Here is a 17,223-nt window from a genome sequence, read left to right as displayed (position 1 = left end):
ATATGATTGATATGATTAATATCGCTCAAGTCAGCTTGGGCGATATTTTTTGTTCAAGGCTTGTAAAATTGCCCAAGTCTCAGCATCCATCAGGCCTGTGGGCTGTTTTGGGCGAAAGTGTAGCTGAAAGGCATAGATGACATTTTGGCTCGGTCTATCCCATTCGGCGGTGTCATTGACGGTGTAGCCATAACGACGCAATGCCGATTTGATTTGCGTAATCATCTCGGGCTGATTAAAATCCGTTTCGCCATCCATCATCGCCAAAAACGCCTGCTTGTCGGCTTCATCATACCATGCGCCGATACCATGATGGCGATATAGATACTCCCAAGGGAATTTGGCGCCGGGGTCGATTTTGCGGTTCGGGGCGATGTCAGAATGCCCAAGAATACGTGTGGGGTCAATGGCGTATTTGACACTGAGTTCTTTGAGTAATTGGGCGGTTTGGGCGATTTGTTTGGGTGTATAATCGACATAGCCATCATAAGGGCGATAGCCTGTATAGTTGCCTGTGATGCCATCACTGACGATTTCGATACCCAGCGAGATGTCATTGAGTGATGATTTGCCACCAAAGCTACTGACACCTGCGTGCCATGCTCGCTTATCATCAGCCACCAGTTGATATATCTTATCATCATCGCCATCAGGGATGAGATAGTGGCTACTGACCCGCCCTTGGGTTAGGACATTGACCGAGCCATCATAATCTTCGGCGGTATAGTGTAGGATAATGTATTCGATGCGTTCGGATTGTCCGATGGCATGATAAGTCGTGCGGTCAATGGGATAATATGGCGTGGTCGCACAGCCTGTCAGGGCAAGGATACTCAGTAGTAGGATGATGGATTTTGGCATAGCTAAAGACGGCTTGGAAAGTGGCTTGAAATATGGCTTAGAAGGCGGATTGCACTGTGGGTGATGATAGCAAATTGGGCGTGATGATATTGTCAAATTTTGTGGCAAATTTCTTAAACATTCATTCAAACTAGCCTAATGGCAGATGCTAATTTTTACAATTCTCTTAATAAGCTTATTTATAAAATAGCATCAATCCAGCCAAGCTTGCCCAAAATCTTGGCGATGCCATCTTCATCATGGCGTAGGCAGACGATATCGGCGTGGCGTTTGAGCTCATCATGGGCATTACCCATCGCAATCGCTGTGCCGACCAGCTTATGCATCTCAACATCATTGAGCCCATCGCCAAATGCGCAGGCATCTTTGGCATCAATACCAAGCTTATCAAGCACTCGTGCGATGGCACGAGCCTTTGAACCATCACTATCAAGCACATCGACAGCAACCTGATGCCAGCGTACTGTCTTGGTCTGTGGTGGCAGTGCAGGCGTGTATTTGCCATCGGCATAAAACGCCAAAATCTGATACACCGCTTGGGTGTCATCAAAATCATCATGCGACACAAACCGATAAGGAATGTGCAGTGATGCCAATGCCGTACGCAGATTTGGCGTATCACGCATCGCATAGATGGTGTCATGCGTCATGCAGGCGTGCCCGATACCGTCAGCATCGAGCGTCTGAATGATGGTACGCACCTTGTCCGTGGCTAAGGGGAAATCAAGAAAAGGCTTGCCTTGCCATAGATTATACCCGCCATTGATGGTCAGTAGTAGCTCAATGCCAACATCATCAATCAGCGTGCGTACCACGGGCGGTATCACCCCTAGACTGCGACCTGATGCGATGGCGATGAGTGTGCCTGTGGCTTTGAGTGCTTTTAGGGCAGGGGCGACAGATGGCGGCACATGGTTGGTATCTTTGATGTACAAGGTGTCATCGATGTCAAAAAAGACAATCTTTGGGCGGGGTGTGTGGGGAAGTTGGGCAGCTTGGTTCATTTATTTTCTCAAAAAACTTTTTAATCGGATTAATACCACAAACAGCACAATCACACCTACCGTCCAGCCAACAGCGCTGCTAATCGGTGCGATAAAATCAGCGACTTCTTGATAATTGACACCAAGAACAAAGCCTGCATACGCCAAAATCGTCGTCCAAATCGCCGAGCCCAATGCAGTCAAAGTCAAAAATGGCAACATCGGCATCCGAGCCATCCCAGCAGGAATGGAAATCAGCGAGCGAATGGCAGGTATCATCCGCCCAAAGAATATCACCGATTTGCCATATTTGGCAAACCAGGCTTGAGCATTGATGATGTCATCAGGCTTGAGCAGTAGATATTTGCCGTATTTTTCGGTCAATGTATATAGTCGCTGTTCGTCAAAGACCGTGCCCAGATAGTATAGTGGCAACGCCCCAAGCACCGAGCCTATCGTCCCTGCGATAATCACCAAAAACAGCTCCATGCGACCCATCGCCGCCGCAAACCCTGCTGCTGGCATAATCAGCTCGGACGGTATCGGCGGAAACACGTTTTCCAAAAACATCATCAGCGCTACGCCAAATAAGCCAAGCTTATCCATCGTCAGTAGCACCCAGTCGCTTAATTGATTCATCATGGTGTCAAAAAAGATAGAATTTTTCAAAGAATTTATTGTACCACAAGATGAGTTTGCGCGTCTGTTAGGGATTGTATGAAGCAAGCCGAGTCTTTTAATAATCATATAATATTATTAGTTTATTCGTATATCATATAAATAATATTAATATTATTAACTTATCATATCATAATAAAAACTGATAAATAATATCAAATTCACAAAATTAAACTATTTTACACTGAATTACCTGTAGATATATAATTCAAATCACCAGAAGATAGCGCTATCAAGTCTCAACATTGTTATAAATTTTATCATAAATCAAATTCATGATTTTGATATTATGCGGAGAATGAATAATGTCAGCAGTTGAACATGATGAAAGTTGGCTTGAAAAAACACCTGAATCTCATCGAAAGGGATTTTTGCCCATTACTTTGGTTATTTTTGGGTTTACTTTTTTTACAGGTACGATGTTTGCAGGCAGTAAAATCGGTGTGGCTTTTGATTTTATTGATATCCTGTGGATTGCAATATTGGGTAATTTTTTACTTGCTAGTTATGCGGCAACTTTGGGTTATATTTCTGCCAAAAGTGGTCTAAATACAGTGCTGATGGGGCGGTTTTGCTTTGGTAATATTGGCTCAAAGCTGTCTGATATGGTGCTTGGTTTTGCTGAGCTTGGTTGGTATGCGTGGGGTACGGCGACGATTGCTATTTCATTGGTAAAGCTGCTTGATTTGTCCGAATCTCTGACCATACCGCTGATGATTGCTTTTGGCTTGGCGTTTGCAGTGACGGCTATTGTTGGTTCAAAAGGGCTTGCTATGCTTGCCAAATTATCCATCCCTGTGATGAGTGTGATTTTGGTATGGTCAATTGTGACTGCCACCAAAGATGTGGGCGGTTTTGATGGGCTGTTTGCTGCCATGCCAACGGATAAGCTAACAGTCGCTCAAGCGCTGACCATTGTTTTTGGTACTTTTGCATCGGGTGCAACTCAAATCACCAACTGGACTCGCACTGCCAAAAATGGCAAAACTGCCATTTGGGTATGCTTGGTAAGTTTTGTGGTGGGTAATGGTGCGATGGTGCTAGCAGGTGCTTGGATGGCGATTGCTTATCAGCAGGCGGATATTGTGGAAGTGCTGATTTTGCAAGGTTTATCCATTGCGGCAGTTGTAATGTTATGCCTAAACCTTGCCACTATTCAAGGACCAACGATTTACAATGTCTCGGCAGCTGCATGCCATCTGGTGCGTTCAGATCGCCATAAGCTGATGACTTTTGCGGCGGCGATTGTGGGTATTGTATTGGCAGTTGGCGGTATGTATGAAATGTTGATTCCATTTTTGGTATTGCTTGGCACTTTTATGCCACCGATTGGCGGGGTGATTATGGCAGACTTTTGGATTAAGCATCGTGGACAATATCCTGAACTGTGGACTAAATTACCAAATTTCAATTACCTTGGCTTGACGGCTTATGTGATCGGTTCAGCAGTGGCGTATTTTAGTCCTTGGTTTGCGCCGATTGTAGGCATCGTAACTTCAGTAGTGGTATATGGTGTGGGTGTAAAAGTGCAGCAAGCTTACAAAAACAAATCCACTAACCTAACTTTGGCAAAATCATCTTAATGTAATGAATGAAATTCGAATTGGAGAATCAATGATGAAAATTATTAATGCACGACTGCGTCAGCAAACAGAACTGTTTAGTGTTGAATATGAGCATGGCAGATTTACCGCCATCACGCCACAAGAGAGTAAGCTTGCTCTTGAGCCAAATGAACAGCTTATTGATGCCGATGAAAACCTACTCATGACACCACTGGTTGAACCGCATATCCACTTGGACTATGTGCTGACAGCGGGTGAACCTGAGTGGAATATGACAGGTACATTATTTGAAGGGATTGAGCGTTGGGGTCAGCGCAAAGCATGGGTTAAAAAATCTCAAACCGATCAAATTGAAGATACCAAGCGCCGAGCCAGACAAGTGGTTGAGATGCTTGCTAGTCACGGTATCCAATATGTTCGTACTCATGCTGACACCACAGACCCTGCCATGATTGGTATGCAGGCATTGCTTGAAATCAAAGATGAAGTTAAGGATTTGATGGATATTCAGATTGTGGCATTTCCCCAAGAAGGCATTGAATCATTTGATAATGGCAGACATTTGCTCGAAAAAGCGGTGCAGATGGGTGCTGATGTCGTCGGCGGTATTCCGCATTTTGAATATACTCGTGATAAAGGTGTATCATCCGTCAAATTCTTGGTGGATTTGGCGGATAAATATGACAAGCTCATCGATGTGCACTGCGATGAGACTGATGACCCAAGCTCAAGATTTTTGGAAGTGTTGGCGGATGAAGTGTTGCAGCGTGGTATGGGCGAGCGAACAACAGCTAGTCATACGACCGCTATGGGCTCATATGACAATGCTTATTGCTTTAAGTTGTTTCGCCTGCTTAAGCAATCAAAAATCAACTTCATTTGTTGCCCGACCGAGAGTATTCATTTGCAAGGGCGATATGATGGTTATCCAAAACGCCGTGGCTTGACCCGTGTGCCTGAGATTGATGCAGCGGGAATGAATGTATGCTTTGCCCAAGATTCAATCCGTGACCCTTGGTATCCAGTGGGCAATGGCAATATCATGAGAATTTTGGATGCAGGGCTGCATATTTGCCATATGCTAGGCTATAAAGATTTGTCCAGATGTTTGGATTTTGTATCGGTCAATGGTGCTAAAACACTCAATGTTCACAATGATTATGGCATTGAAATTGGTAAGCCTGCCAACTTTATTATCCTAAATGCCAAAGATGACTATGATGCACTTGCCAATCAAGCCAAGGTGATGCTGAGCGTCAGACATGGCAAGGTGATTATGCAAAGACAGCTAGAGTATTGCAAGATTCTGAGTGAATAATAGGAAGTAAACCGTCAAATAATCACTTGTGCATAAACAATAAAAATCCTAAGTAACTGATTTACTTAGGATTTTTATTGGAAAATTGGTGGAGATGGCGTTACTTGAACAAATATCATAACTTATTGATTTATAAACAGTTATCAAAAAATGTACCTAGTAGAGATACAAATAGAGATACAAAAAACAAGGTGCTATGATTTGGCAATTGCCCCAAAAAATCCTAGTTTTGTAACGGATATACCCCCTATGGGGTTTTGACCGTGTGAAAAAAATATTGCGGGTCTGGGTTTCTAGCGATAGACAATTTCACTTTGAAACCACCCCTATAGGCTTTGGCGGTCTGAATGTTTTTCCGCCTAATTTATCCCATGTATTACCAATCTTATCATGGGGATGGGATTTATACAATAATTTCCGCCTGTTTGGGGTATCTTTGGAGAAAAGCGGAAAAAATTTCGGAAAATGGAAATTTTTTTATGCACGGGATGGGGCGTGGTGTCCGCTGGGGGTGCTGTCTGAAACTTTTTCACCACCCCCCAGCCATCCCACCAAGCAAACATGATTTTATAGCAAGTATGGCAGGGCTTGGCGGTTAATGTGCATCTTATAACACAATTGCTTATTTTAACCCTGTTAAGCTTTGCTTGGCTGTGTCGGCTGGTCTATGTAATACTAGGTGGGATGGATAAGGCGTATTGATACCGCTGGCATGGTGCTGGCTATCCAGTCATTAACCCACAACAACACAAAGTTATAAAAAACTGGGAAAATGGGGAAAATGGGAAAATGACACCAGCAAAGCTATATATAGCAAGGCTTGCCCCGTTTTCCCCTATTTTAGGCAAATGGGAAAATGGGGGAAAATAAGGGGAAAATGGGTAGCTATCACGCCTGCCACAATGCCACCAATAGCATGATGGCTGGTGGTGCTGGCAGTGCTGGTTACTTGGTGATGCCATTGCCTACACTGGTAGCGGTGCTGGCAATTGGTGGCGGTGATATATGGCAATAACTATGATATAATACCCACAAACACAATCCAAAAAAAACACAATAAGGACAAGCCTATGATAATTGACTTACCACCACAAATAGAACAAGCCATCACCGCCAAGGCACAAGCCCAAGGGGTTAGCGTGGCAGAGTTGTTACAACGCACCTTTTTTGATGAACCCCAGTTAGATGCAGACCCGACAAGCTTTGTCATTGGGGTACAAGATGGGGCGTTATTACAAGAACTATTGGATAATCCACCACCGCCAAGCCCTGCCATGCGTGAGTTATTAGCATTGCATGGGGCTAATCATGCTTAAGATACAGCCATTAAACAAACAGCACGACAAACAAAGCTTTGATTGTGGCAATGCCAGTATTAACCACTATTTACAACACCTAGCAAGTCAGCACTGCAAAAAGGGCATTGCACAAGTCCACGCCTTGACAGACGGGGTAACCATACAAGCATTTTATACATTATCAGCCATAAGCCTAGATAACACCCAAGGAGCTATCAAAGGCTATCCCAAGCAGATACCAGCGGTATTGATTGGGCGTTTGGGGGTGGCAATCGGTGAGCAGGGCAAAGGCTTAGCCAATCAGCTAATTAGCCATGCCATGCACCAAGCCAAAAGTATTAGCACAATGGCAGGCGTGGCATTTGTGGCGATAGATGCCAAGACCGAAACGCTGGCAGAATATTACGCCAAGTTGGGTTTTATTCGTTTAGTGTCCAATCCCTTAAGGCTGGTTTATCCAGTTAGCCAAATTTAACCTTTTTGCATGGCTAGGAGTAGCTACCGAACGGCGTTACCATCCACACCATAACGCCAACGCCATGCACCCTATAAATATTTGGTGTGGTTAGGTGTGGAATATGAGTGATAACCCAAACAAGAAACCCCCCTTAACCAATCTTATGCAAGGATTGCGTGCATCTCAAGAGCGGTTAGAGAGCCTTGCCGCCCCTATGTTTGAACAAATTGAACATTTGGGGCGTATAGCCAAAGCATTTGCAAACCCATTTGGCGAAAACGCTATTCCTGCCAAACCTACCCCCGTTGTAATTGACCATGAAACAGGCGAAACCCGACCCGCACAATCGCCTAGCAACACGGGCAAAAGCAAAAAAGAACTAAAAAACGAAATAAAAGACTTAAAAAATGAAAATAATGAGCTAAAAAACCGTCTTATTACTGTAATGGAAATGGCGTTTGGTTTGTCAGAAAAGCCATTAACCGCCATTGAATACCGCCCAAAATCATCAAATGAGTTGCAAGAAAAAAATGATGAAATAGCCCGCCTAAAAGACCAGCTAAACCAAAAAGAGCAGAAAATTAACGAACTACAAACCCAAATTGACCAGTTACAAGCAACCGCCAAGCCTGCCACTAATTCGAATGATAAAGAGTTGCCTACAAGAACCGCAAACAATGCAGGTAAAATTATTTCAGCCTTAGCCGTTGAATTGCTAGGATTGGATATAACCCAGCCATACGGTGAAGCAAATAGAAAAATACGCACCAACATGGAATTACAAGGCAATACCCTTAGTGATGACACCGTTGCCACATGGTTAAAGATAGCCCACGAAATGAGCAAGTAACTACCCTGCCACGCCATGAACCCTAGTTAGGATGAACAAAATCCTAACTAGGGTTTTTTATGCTTTTCATTTTTTATCATATCCCCACACAGCCAAGCATGGCATGACTTTAACCAATATCACCAAATGGGGGAAATATGACCTTAAAACCTATCAGAGTAACCAAAAAACAAGCGTGCGAACTACTGGCAATTGGGCGTGAAAAGCTTAGAACGCTGGTAGAGAATGACCCAACATTTCCTAGACCCTACAAAACGGGTAACAAAATGCAATCATCTGTTTATTTTGACTATCAAGCATTGATTGACTGGCACAAAGCACAAGGGGAAAACGCATGAAACAAGCACCATTGACCCAAAAGCACAAAAAATCATTATCAGATACCACCAAGCGCATGTTTGAGTATCTACTCAAGGGCAACAGCCTAACCGCCCTTGATGGTGTGCAGTTGTTTGGGTGTCTATGCACTACCCAGCGACTGGGCGAACTTAGACGCATTTACGGCGTACCTATTCATGGCGATTATTTCTTTACCAGCAATGGCAAACGCCTAAAACGCTACTACCTAGATGCGGACTATATCAAACGGCATCAAAACAGCCCTAACCGCCCATGGGATACCAGCCATTCCACCAATCCAACCAATGACCAATAAGGATTAATCATGACAAACTCAAACCAACAATCCACTTTATCGCCACAAGCCAAAACCCACCGACAAACCATGTGGCAAGTAGAACCCTACAACCGCCAAGGCAGACGCCTAAACCAAAACGCCTACTTGAATAAGCTAATACGCCATGGCGAAAAAGCAGAATTATCATTTGTGGGAGTGGTAATTTATTGTCGCAATATGTGCGTCAAACATGGCTATCCCACTGCCTTTTAGTGCGAGTTTAAGCGGTGCAGGCGTGAACTGGTACAAAGCACCGCCCACGCCTGCAACAGGGTAAAAAAACGCACAAAAACCGCCCTAATGCACACTTATCACCGCAACCGCCAATAAAAAAGCCCCTTACACTAGGCAAGGGGTGATGATGAAAAACAACAAGGTAATTATATCATGCAATTTACTATTTTTTCGCAATTATCGCAATATTTGCAAAAATCGCTTGAATTTTTTGCTTGGCATAGCGATAATAACGCCACTACTAAACACATAACGGCATTGCCAAGCCGTCATTCATTGGCTATTTTTACGCCTACTGTTAGCGATAACAGCCCCACAAGCGTAAATATTCCGTCATTACAAGATACATACAGTATCACCAGTTATGGCGGGGTGATGGGGGTAAATACAATACCTTTTTTAGGAAATAGCCCCAGCCGTTTATGTGCGGTAGTTCAGCCCCGCCACCCTTTATTATGGGTGGCAACACTAACTAAACACATAGGAGCGTTCGCCATGAATGCAATCACCCATACCATTTCAACCACCATTCAAAAATTTTCCATTTTTACCCCAGTAGAAAGCCTTGTTTTGGGCTTTGTGCTTGGCTTGCCTATTGCTTGCCTTGTTGTCGCTATTTTAGCGGTTATGGGGGTATAAGATGGTGCATTTTCAAATTTACTGCAAAGAATTGGATATTTTGCAAGTGTTTAGCCAAGAATATGATGCCATCAAGCGGTATTACCAGCTACAACAGGCTAATCCAAAGGCGGATATCAGATTATCAAAAATCACCCGCCTAGTTAAAAGCCTAAACCCTAGCAAACAAGCTGGCTATATCTTAACCGCCCCAAAGCTTGGCATTAAACGGCTTTTTGATAGCCAACGCCAAGCCGTCAGCATGGCGGAACTTATCGCCAAAGACTATCCAGCAACACCCATTAGCATTGAGCAAGTGCCACACTAAGCATACGCCAAATTAGGCGGTTTATTCCAAGAATAGCACCGCTTAGGGCTTTATTACCCAAAATTTGGCTTTTGTATAACAGCATTGAATGAACAAATTAGGATTATTTATGAAAAGTACACAACATACCATCCACACCACCAGCAGTATCACCGAAATTAACGCATTATCGCAATCGCCTACAACCATTGAAATAAATGCGTGCGATTTTGCGGATATGGTGGGTTTTTTGCTATTTCTTAGCGGTGGATTGGAAAACATGATAGAGCTGGTCAAGGTGCTGGCAGATGGCAACATTTCCGCCCAGCTTGAACCCAAACAAAAATTTGCCCTAGCCCTAAGCGTGATAAACAAGGGCGAATATTTGGCGGATTTGGCGTTTGGTGATGCACAAAGCCTAAATGAACACCTAAAAGGCACACGCCATTACAAGGACTTTTGCGAAACGCTAAGCCGTGAGATTGTCGCAAAGCAAGCAATATCACTTATCACAAGCCATAAGGGGCAATCATGACAACAGACACTAACGCCACCACCAATCCAGCAATGGGGCAATCCGCCCCATTTGCCAAGCGTACAACGGGCGGTATTGGCAAACGCCACCCAGCACACCACTACCGCCACACGCACCATCAGCCACGCCACGCCCACAGGATGACATGGCAAGGCAAAACCACCAGCCACACCCAAAACCCCCAAAAAACCGCCCAAAATGGGGCAAATACAGGGGCAAACAAGGCAAGCTTTGGCATGGGTAGCAATCAGCAACCGCCACGCCAAGCACCCAGCCAAGCAAACCGCCAGCACAAAGCCAAGCCCCAGCAAAAACAACGCCAAAGAGCGGATTTATCACGCCTGCCAAGCCCGATAGATTTTTATCATACTTATGGGCTAACGCTTAAAGGCGGTGGCGTGTGGCGTTCTGCACTTTGCCCATTTCACGGTGATAAACACCCCAGCTTATCTATCAATACAGACCATGGGGGCTATATCTGCCATGTATGCGGTGCTAGTGGCGATATGGTGGGTTTTTATATGGCACGCTTTGGGGTGGATTTTGTGCAGGCGTGCAAAGACTTGGATTTATACCGCTAATCACGCCAGCACCAGCCAAACAACCCCTTTATTTATGATGATGAATGACTAGGAATAACAACAAATGTACAATCCAAACGAATTAACCCCCATTGCCAAAGGTTTATTTGGCAAACTGATAAATCAAGGCTATGATGCCATCACCATTCACCAGTACACCGATGCACAGGGGAACACGATTTACGCCAAAGCACGCCTAAAAAACGCTCAAGGCAAAAAACATATCCGCCCATTCTTTTTTGGTGTGGATAATCAGTGGAAAATGGGCGAACCAGTCTTTACGCCCAACCAAAAACCCTTGTATTACCTGCATAAGCTTAGCCAATCACAATCCGTATGGATTTTTGAAGGTGAACAAAAAGCGGATTTAATGGACAATTTGGGCTATATCGCCACCACAACAGGCGGTAGCAATACCATTACCGCCCATGATTTACAGCCCTTGGCAGGTAAAGAATGTGTATTATGGCGTGATAATGATACCGCTGGCATTTCATGGCTGGATACCTTTATTCAAGCCTTGCAAGCACTATCACCACCGCCCACAATCCGTATTGTAGATGTAGATAAGCTGGGCTTGGTAGAAAAAGGCGATATTGTCGATTATATGCAAGGGTGCGACATTGCCACCATGCACGCCAAATTACAGGCTTTGCCAATGCTGGATAATGACCGCTTGCAACAGCTTTTACACGCTACCAGCACCGCCAAAACAGCACCAAACAACCAGCCAGCAACCGCCACGCCTGTACCAAAACAGGATGAACCATGGGGCGAACCGTTACCACTGGATGACAAGTACCACAAAGAAAATGATTATCCGCTTGATAGCTTTGGCAGTGAATTGGCGGATGTAATCACACAAATCGCCTATTATGCACAAGTCCCTTTGGCGGTAGCTGGGCAAAGTGTGCTGGGCGTGTTATCTGCCATTGGTCAGCGTATGGCAAACGCCCCATTTTTAAACACCCATATCCCTGCCAGCTTGTTTTTAATCACCGAATTTCCCAGCGGTCAAGGCAAATCACAGGCAACCAAATTGGCTAACCATGAATTGGCAGAATGGGAAAAAGAAAACTATTTAAACTATTTGGCAGTACTCAATGAATGGGAACGCCAGCCACCAAAAGAAAAAGCGAACAACCCAAAGCCAAAAAGCTACACTTACATGGTATCAGATGGCACGATAGAGGCGGTTACGGATAAGTTTATTTTGGATGAACAAAAGGATGTTTATTGGAATACGGATGAAGCTGGGCAATTTTTTAATGGGTATAGCATGAAATCTGATACCGCTGGTAGTAGCATTTCAAGCTTAACCAAGCTTTGGGATGGTAGCCCAGTCAGTAAAATTAGAAGTCAAAGGGGTAAAACTGGGCAAGATAGAACAAATGCCTATGATGCACGCCTAACGCTGGATGTTATGGGGCAACGGGTGATATTAGAACCTGCCATGACAGACCCCGTATTAATCAATCAAGGCTTTTTGCCTAGGGCGTTATTGGCTTGCCCAAAGAGTTTCCAAGGGTACAGACAATACAACACGCCCGACCGCATGAACGCTAGCCCTAGCCAAGATTGGCATTTGACCAAGTATTATAAAAAATGTAGGGATTTACTGATTGATAAACCTATAGAGCGTGTAAATATGCCATTTAAAGACCAAAGTGCAAAGCAAGCCTTGGCGGATTATATGCAGGATGTAGAAACCAAGCAACGCACTGGCGAACCATACGCCCAAATCCCTGCATTTGCTGGGCGTATGGGCGAAAATACCGCCCGTATCGCTTGCCTGCTGGCATTATTCCAAGGCGAAAAGGCAGTAAGCAAAGAACATATCATCAATGCTAGTAAGCTGGTGGATTTTTCCATTGCAGAACGCTTGAAATATTGTGATATTACAGATGGCAACAAAGGGGATGCAGAACTATTGATAGAATGGCTTGTTAAGCGTGCCAAGATGCGAAATACAGCAAGCTTTGGTTATTCAGAAGTACAAAGCACCATTAGCCCAAAAGTACTTAGACAAAAGGCGGTTTTTGAATTGGCGATAGATTATTTGCTAGAAAAACAGCATATCCGCCTAGCCTATCAAGATGATTGTAGATTTATTGAGATTAACCCAAAGTTATTGACCGCCTAAGCCTACCGCCCAAAAAGCCTTTGCATTGCAGGGGCTTTTTTCTTTGGCATAGCCTACCACCAGCACCACCAGCCATCACCAAGCAAGCCAAACACCAGCCATCATGCCATTGGTGGCATTGTAGCAGGCGTGATAGCTACCCATTTTCCCCTTATTTTCCCCCATTTTCCCATTTGCCTAAAATAGGGGAAAACGGGGCAAGCCTTGCTATATATAGCTTTGCTGGTGTCATTTTCCCATTTTCCCCATTTTCCCAGTTTTTATAACTTTGTGTTGTTGTGGGTTAATGACTGGATAGCCAGCAATGCTACCAGCTTAGGCGATAGCACCACCAATCACCAGCACCGCCAGCCATCACCAAGTAACCAGCGGTATAATAACGACGGTCAAAATGACCGCCATTACCAATAATGGGCAATGGCTGGATAACTTGCCCTAATGCCACCAGTGGGCAACTGCCAATATCATGCCAGCGGTATCACCGCCACCAATTGCCAGCACCGCTACCAGTGTAGGCAATGGCATCACCAAGTAACCAGCACTGCCAGCACCACCAGCCATCATGCTATTGGTGGCATTGTGGCAGGCGTGATAGCTACCCATTTTCCCCTTATTTTCCCCCATTTTCCCATTTGCCTAAAATAGGGGAAAACGGGGCAAGCCTTGCTATATATAGCTTTGCTGGTGTCATTTTCCCATTTTCCCCATTTTCCCAGTTTTTATAACTTTGTGTTGTTGTGGGTGGGGTGGTGCTGGTATATCTTTATATGATTATGTGCCGACACGCCGAGCACACAAGCTAAATTTAATGGCTGGGCGGTTGCTGGTGATAGGTTTGCTGGGGTTGCCTTTGGGTGCTGGGCTTGGCAGGCGTGGGCGGTTGCTGGTATCTTGCCAAATGTGGCGGGTGCGATAATCACCAGCACCATGCCAACACTGGATAACCGCCAATGCCAATAATGGGCAATGGCTGGATAACTTGCCATGATGCCACCAACGGGGGCAACTGCCAATATCATGCCAGCGGTATCACTGCCACCAATTGCCACCACCGCTACCAGTGTGGGCAATGGCATCACCAAGTAACTAGTACTATGCCAGCACCACCAGCCATCATGCTATTGGTGGCATTGTGGCAGGCGTGGGCGGTTGTCATCCAAATGGCGGATTTATGGCGATTTATTTTATTTGATAAATGCTTTTTTAATTTCCCCTTTCCTTATTATATATATCTGAAATATTATTAAGATATTCTATATTATATATATTTTATATTATTATTTATTAGCCTGCATAAGCCCAAAAACAATCCGCCTATGTTGCATCATGGGCGGATTTATTCATTTTATGACTATGTTATGACTATTCTATGACTTTTTATAATCAATCATCATTAGCTTGTACAAGGCTATCCAAAAAATCGCTATACCATTGATTGATGATTTTTCTATCATGCAGATATTCCGCCTTGTTATAAACGCCTGCCACCCCTTGCACCTTGTGGGCTAATGCAAACTCAATCACACGCCCATCAAATTTCATACCGTTTTCATCTGTATAGTTATTTAGTTTGGTGCTAGCGATATGACGGAAACCGTGTAGGGTTTGTTCATCAAGATAGCCAAGGCGGTTTAATGCCATTCTAAAACGCTGGTGGGCGTTTTTACGGTCTTTGGCACGGCTGGGGAATAGATGGGTATCAAAGCCAGTCAAGCTATGCAATTGCTGTAATAGGGCAAGTGCCTGTTTGGATAGTGGCACAAGGTGGGGGCGTCGTTTTTTCATGCGTTCCGCTGGGATTTCCCAAATGCCATTATCAAAATCAATTTCCGCCCATTCACCATCCAACACTTCATTTGGGCGTAAAAATAGATGGCTAAGCAATTGCACCCCTAAGCGTGTGATTTCGCTGGGGATGGTTTGAATATCCAATAATAGCTTTTGTAAATCTTGTTCGCTAACATGGGCAAGCTGTTTGGGTTCGTGCTTTTCCAATCGTTCGTGCAAGTGTTCCAAAGGGTTAGACTGTACCCCTGCTAATTCATGGGTAAGGGCAAAACGATAAATACGGCTACACACCTGCAAAGCTCTGTTTGCGGTTTCTATGATGGGCTTGCCCGTTTGGGGGTTTGGCGTTTCTTGTAGCCTTTTAAAAAAGGTAAGCCATACTTGGCGTGATATATCGCTAATGGCTTTTTTGCCCATGGTGGGGAATATGTGTTTTTCTAGTAGGCTAAGATATTTGGATTTTGTGCCATTATCCAGCTTTTGAATGTTGGGCTCATTGTACCATTCCAAAGCCACACTTTTAAAAGTTTGGGCGGTGGGCGGTGCAGGCTTGGCGGTCAATTCATCTGCACCAAGTGCCAATTCTACTAATTTTTCTTGCACCAGCTTTCTAGCCATTGCCCCAGTAACGGCAGGATAAGCACCCAGCCCAGTCCAACGCCATTTGCCCTTACTATCCTTATAACGCATTTTCCAAGATTTCGCCCCAGTGGGTTTGACGAACAAATATAAACCTTTGCTATCTTTTTCATTGTACTCTGTCATTTCGGGTTCTAGGTTGGCAATAACCGTATCAGATAGGGGGCGTTTTTTAATATCGGTTCTTTTCATTCTTGTATCTCTCAATTTAGCTAACTTGTATCTCTGAAAAGTAAACTGGGGTTTTGGCTAATCTGTTTTGTATCTCTATTTTTGTGAACATAAAGAGATACAAATAGAGATACAAAAATGATTATAATATAGGGGGTAATAGGTGGCAATATAAGGCAATAAAAAAACCCTAGATGCTTGATTTATCTAGGGTTTTTTATCGTGTGTGGTGGTGTGTGGTTATATGTATGGTGGAGATGGCGGGAGTTGAACCCGCGTCCGCCAGCACTACGCCCATAGCTCTACATGTTTAGAATCTGTCTATGGCTTTAATCCGCACCGAACCGACAGTCAGGATGGATTGGACGATTTGCTAAAAGTTTCGCACCCATCATCGCAACGCTAACAGATGCTATCCTTTGTGCGTTCGCTTCGGGGAGAGTGACCAGACCAAAGGCAATCTGCACCGTCCCAAGCTGCCCTTAGGCTGCTAGAGCGTAAGTTTCGTCGTTTGCGACTATTTTAAATGTATGTTGATTTACAAGAGTCACACGCTCTTGACATGCACTATTGAGTTTCATTACCAGCGTCGAAGCCAGAACATCCCCATAGTTTTTTGATTATAGCAAGTCTTGTACAAAAACTCAATGATTTTGCCAGACTTGCCGTATCTCAATTTATGTATCAGTTGTAGTTTGGCATTTTGGTTGGCTTGCCGTCTTTGTCAATAAAATACACCTGCTCACCTTCGATGACGAATGCCGCACCTTCGACAAAGTCAGACGCCAAGTCATATTTGATTGGGATAACGACTTTGCCCGTCTTGTCAATAAAGCCAAATTGGTGCAGCTCTTCACCGTCGGCATCTTTTTTGCCGGTTTTTTTGCTGACCGCAGCACGACCTTCGGCAAAATCTTTGGCAGAGTCAAACTGTGGTTTGATGGCGACTTTACCCGATTTGTCCAAAAAGCCGTATTGGTTACCTTGCTTGAATAGCACCAAGCCATCTTCGAACCAGTCACCTGTCATTGCGTAGGTAGGCTTAATGACAATCTTGCCTGTGGTGTCAATAAAGCCGTATTTGCCATTTTGTTCAATCTTGGCACGACCTTCCCAAAAACCCCAAGCGTCGGTATATTGTGGCTTGATGGCGATTTTACCTGATTTGTCGATATATCCGTATTTGTCCGCTTGTTTGATGAGCGCCAAATTATCGCTAAACGGATGTGCTTCTTGGTAAATAGCAGGGATAACAAGCTTGCCTGATTCATCCACAAAGCCGTATTTGTCGTCTTTTTTGATGAGTGCAAGCCCTTGGGTATAACCGCAGTCAGGATAAACGACGGCAAAGCTTGCGCCGGTTGGTAGTGGCGTGCTGGCACAGGCAGGAGCTTCTTCATCATCAAAGCCATAAGTGCCAAGCGTGTCATCATTTGCCATCGCAGGCAGGGTGGTGAGCGATAGTCCGATTAGGCTTGCGATGCTGATTTTTTTTAATAAAGTTGTCATGGTATAGGTCCG

General features: G+C 44.4%; 23 protein-coding genes and 1 other RNA gene. 15 read left to right on the top strand and 9 right to left on the bottom strand.

The window, feature by feature from the left end; all coding sequences use genetic code 11:
* Positions 1–30: 30 nt before the first annotated feature.
* From Q0N89_RS04550 to Q0N89_RS04540, 3 genes are all read right to left on the bottom strand, one after another.
* The gene (locus Q0N89_RS04550) at positions 31–861 is read right to left on the bottom strand and encodes an N-acetylmuramoyl-L-alanine amidase (protein ID WP_294033837.1); all 831 of its coding nucleotides are present in this window, start codon (positions 859–861) and stop codon (positions 31–33) included.
* A 179-nt stretch (positions 862–1,040) separates the two neighbouring features.
* Entirely contained in the window at positions 1,041–1,865 is an 825-nt protein-coding gene (locus Q0N89_RS04545; protein WP_294033835.1) for a Cof-type HAD-IIB family hydrolase, read from the bottom strand.
* Positions 1,866–2,483 (bottom strand): DedA family protein, encoded by a 618-nt coding sequence (locus Q0N89_RS04540; protein WP_078253949.1) that lies wholly within the window; start codon positions 2,481–2,483, stop codon positions 1,866–1,868.
* 344 nt (positions 2,484–2,827) lie between these two features.
* Here Q0N89_RS04540 and codB point away from each other — a divergent pair, with 344 nt between their 5' ends.
* The 14 genes from codB to Q0N89_RS04470 all read left to right on the top strand — a co-directional run bounded on the left by codB (position 2,828) and on the right by Q0N89_RS04470 (position 13,104).
* Positions 2,828–4,105, top strand: coding sequence for a cytosine permease (gene codB, locus Q0N89_RS04535; RefSeq protein ID WP_294033831.1), 1,278 nt, complete (start codon positions 2,828–2,830; stop codon positions 4,103–4,105).
* Between the two features lie 31 nt (positions 4,106–4,136).
* Positions 4,137–5,405 (top strand): cytosine deaminase, encoded by a 1,269-nt coding sequence (codA, locus tag Q0N89_RS04530; RefSeq protein ID WP_294033829.1) that lies wholly within the window; start codon positions 4,137–4,139, stop codon positions 5,403–5,405.
* Between the two features lie 877 nt (positions 5,406–6,282).
* A complete protein-coding gene (locus Q0N89_RS04525; RefSeq protein ID WP_294033827.1) occupies positions 6,283–6,420 on the top strand; it encodes a hypothetical protein in 138 nt (45 codons plus the stop codon).
* 55 nt (positions 6,421–6,475) lie between these two features.
* Positions 6,476–6,721 (top strand): hypothetical protein, encoded by a 246-nt coding sequence (locus tag Q0N89_RS04520; protein ID WP_294033825.1) that lies wholly within the window; start codon positions 6,476–6,478, stop codon positions 6,719–6,721.
* Positions 6,714–7,178, top strand: coding sequence for a hypothetical protein (locus Q0N89_RS04515; RefSeq protein ID WP_294033823.1), 465 nt, complete (start codon positions 6,714–6,716; stop codon positions 7,176–7,178). Before Q0N89_RS04520 ends, Q0N89_RS04515 begins: the two co-directional genes overlap by 8 nt.
* 103 nt (positions 7,179–7,281) lie before the next feature.
* Complete coding sequence (locus Q0N89_RS04510) at positions 7,282–8,010, top strand: hypothetical protein (protein ID WP_294033821.1); 729 nt, start codon at positions 7,282–7,284, stop codon at positions 8,008–8,010.
* Positions 8,011–8,147: 137 nt separating this feature from the next.
* A complete protein-coding gene (locus tag Q0N89_RS04505; RefSeq protein WP_294033818.1) occupies positions 8,148–8,348 on the top strand; it encodes a transcriptional regulator in 201 nt (66 codons plus the stop codon).
* On the top strand, positions 8,345–8,665 hold the full coding sequence (locus tag Q0N89_RS04500; protein ID WP_294033816.1) for a hypothetical protein: 321 nt from the start codon (positions 8,345–8,347) through the stop codon (positions 8,663–8,665). The genes Q0N89_RS04505 and Q0N89_RS04500 overlap by 4 nt, the downstream gene beginning before the upstream one ends.
* A 9-nt stretch (positions 8,666–8,674) precedes the next feature.
* Positions 8,675–8,899: a hypothetical protein gene (locus Q0N89_RS04495; RefSeq protein WP_294033814.1), complete on the top strand. Its 225-nt coding sequence runs from the start codon at positions 8,675–8,677 to the stop codon at positions 8,897–8,899.
* A gap of 174 nt (positions 8,900–9,073) precedes the next feature.
* Positions 9,074–9,559 (top strand): hypothetical protein, encoded by a 486-nt coding sequence (locus tag Q0N89_RS04490; RefSeq protein ID WP_294033812.1) that lies wholly within the window; start codon positions 9,074–9,076, stop codon positions 9,557–9,559.
* 1 nt (position 9,560) lies between these two features.
* Positions 9,561–9,866, top strand: a complete 306-nt coding sequence (locus Q0N89_RS04485) for a hypothetical protein (protein WP_294033810.1) — start codon at positions 9,561–9,563, stop codon at positions 9,864–9,866.
* A gap of 109 nt (positions 9,867–9,975) precedes the next feature.
* Positions 9,976–10,380, top strand: a complete 405-nt coding sequence (locus Q0N89_RS04480) for a hypothetical protein (RefSeq protein WP_294033808.1) — start codon at positions 9,976–9,978, stop codon at positions 10,378–10,380.
* Complete coding sequence (locus Q0N89_RS04475) at positions 10,377–10,961, top strand: CHC2 zinc finger domain-containing protein (RefSeq protein WP_294033806.1); 585 nt, start codon at positions 10,377–10,379, stop codon at positions 10,959–10,961. Before Q0N89_RS04480 ends, Q0N89_RS04475 begins: the two co-directional genes overlap by 4 nt.
* Before the next feature lie 64 nt (positions 10,962–11,025).
* Entirely contained in the window at positions 11,026–13,104 is a 2,079-nt protein-coding gene (locus Q0N89_RS04470; protein WP_294033804.1) for a DUF3987 domain-containing protein, read from the top strand.
* A 307-nt stretch (positions 13,105–13,411) separates the two neighbouring features.
* On the opposite strand, the gene Q0N89_RS04465 is transcribed toward Q0N89_RS04470, so the two are convergent.
* The 3 genes from Q0N89_RS04465 to Q0N89_RS04455 all read right to left on the bottom strand — a co-directional run bounded on the left by Q0N89_RS04465 (position 13,412) and on the right by Q0N89_RS04455 (position 14,090).
* On the bottom strand, positions 13,412–13,549 hold the full coding sequence (locus tag Q0N89_RS04465; protein WP_294033802.1) for a hypothetical protein: 138 nt from the start codon (positions 13,547–13,549) through the stop codon (positions 13,412–13,414).
* Positions 13,540–13,707, bottom strand: coding sequence for a hypothetical protein (locus Q0N89_RS04460; RefSeq protein WP_294033800.1), 168 nt, complete (start codon positions 13,705–13,707; stop codon positions 13,540–13,542). The genes Q0N89_RS04465 and Q0N89_RS04460 overlap by 10 nt, the downstream gene beginning before the upstream one ends.
* Before the next feature lie 116 nt (positions 13,708–13,823).
* Positions 13,824–14,090, bottom strand: coding sequence for a hypothetical protein (locus Q0N89_RS04455; RefSeq protein WP_294033798.1), 267 nt, complete (start codon positions 14,088–14,090; stop codon positions 13,824–13,826).
* Positions 14,091–14,198: 108 nt separating this feature from the next.
* Between Q0N89_RS04455 and Q0N89_RS04450 the strand changes: the two genes are divergently transcribed.
* Positions 14,199–14,351: a hypothetical protein gene (locus tag Q0N89_RS04450; protein WP_294033796.1), complete on the top strand. Its 153-nt coding sequence runs from the start codon at positions 14,199–14,201 to the stop codon at positions 14,349–14,351.
* Between the two features lie 136 nt (positions 14,352–14,487).
* On the opposite strand, the gene Q0N89_RS04445 is transcribed toward Q0N89_RS04450, so the two are convergent.
* The 3 genes from Q0N89_RS04445 to Q0N89_RS04435 form a co-directional block, all read right to left on the bottom strand.
* A complete protein-coding gene (locus Q0N89_RS04445) occupies positions 14,488–15,723 on the bottom strand; it encodes a tyrosine-type recombinase/integrase (protein ID WP_294033794.1) in 1,236 nt (411 codons plus the stop codon).
* 228 nt (positions 15,724–15,951) lie between these two features.
* Positions 15,952–16,310: a transfer-messenger RNA gene (gene ssrA / locus Q0N89_RS04440) on the bottom strand.
* Positions 16,311–16,386: 76 nt separating this feature from the next.
* Positions 16,387–17,211: a WG repeat-containing protein gene (locus tag Q0N89_RS04435; RefSeq protein ID WP_294033793.1), complete on the bottom strand. Its 825-nt coding sequence runs from the start codon at positions 17,209–17,211 to the stop codon at positions 16,387–16,389.
* Positions 17,212–17,223: the final 12 nt, after the last annotated feature.

It is taken from the genome of uncultured Moraxella sp. (genome assembly GCF_945873075.1).
Lineage (GTDB): Bacteria > Pseudomonadota > Gammaproteobacteria > Pseudomonadales > Moraxellaceae > Moraxella.
The sequence above is the reverse complement of the archived record's forward strand: the minus strand, read 5'-3'. Positions and strand labels throughout refer to the sequence as shown.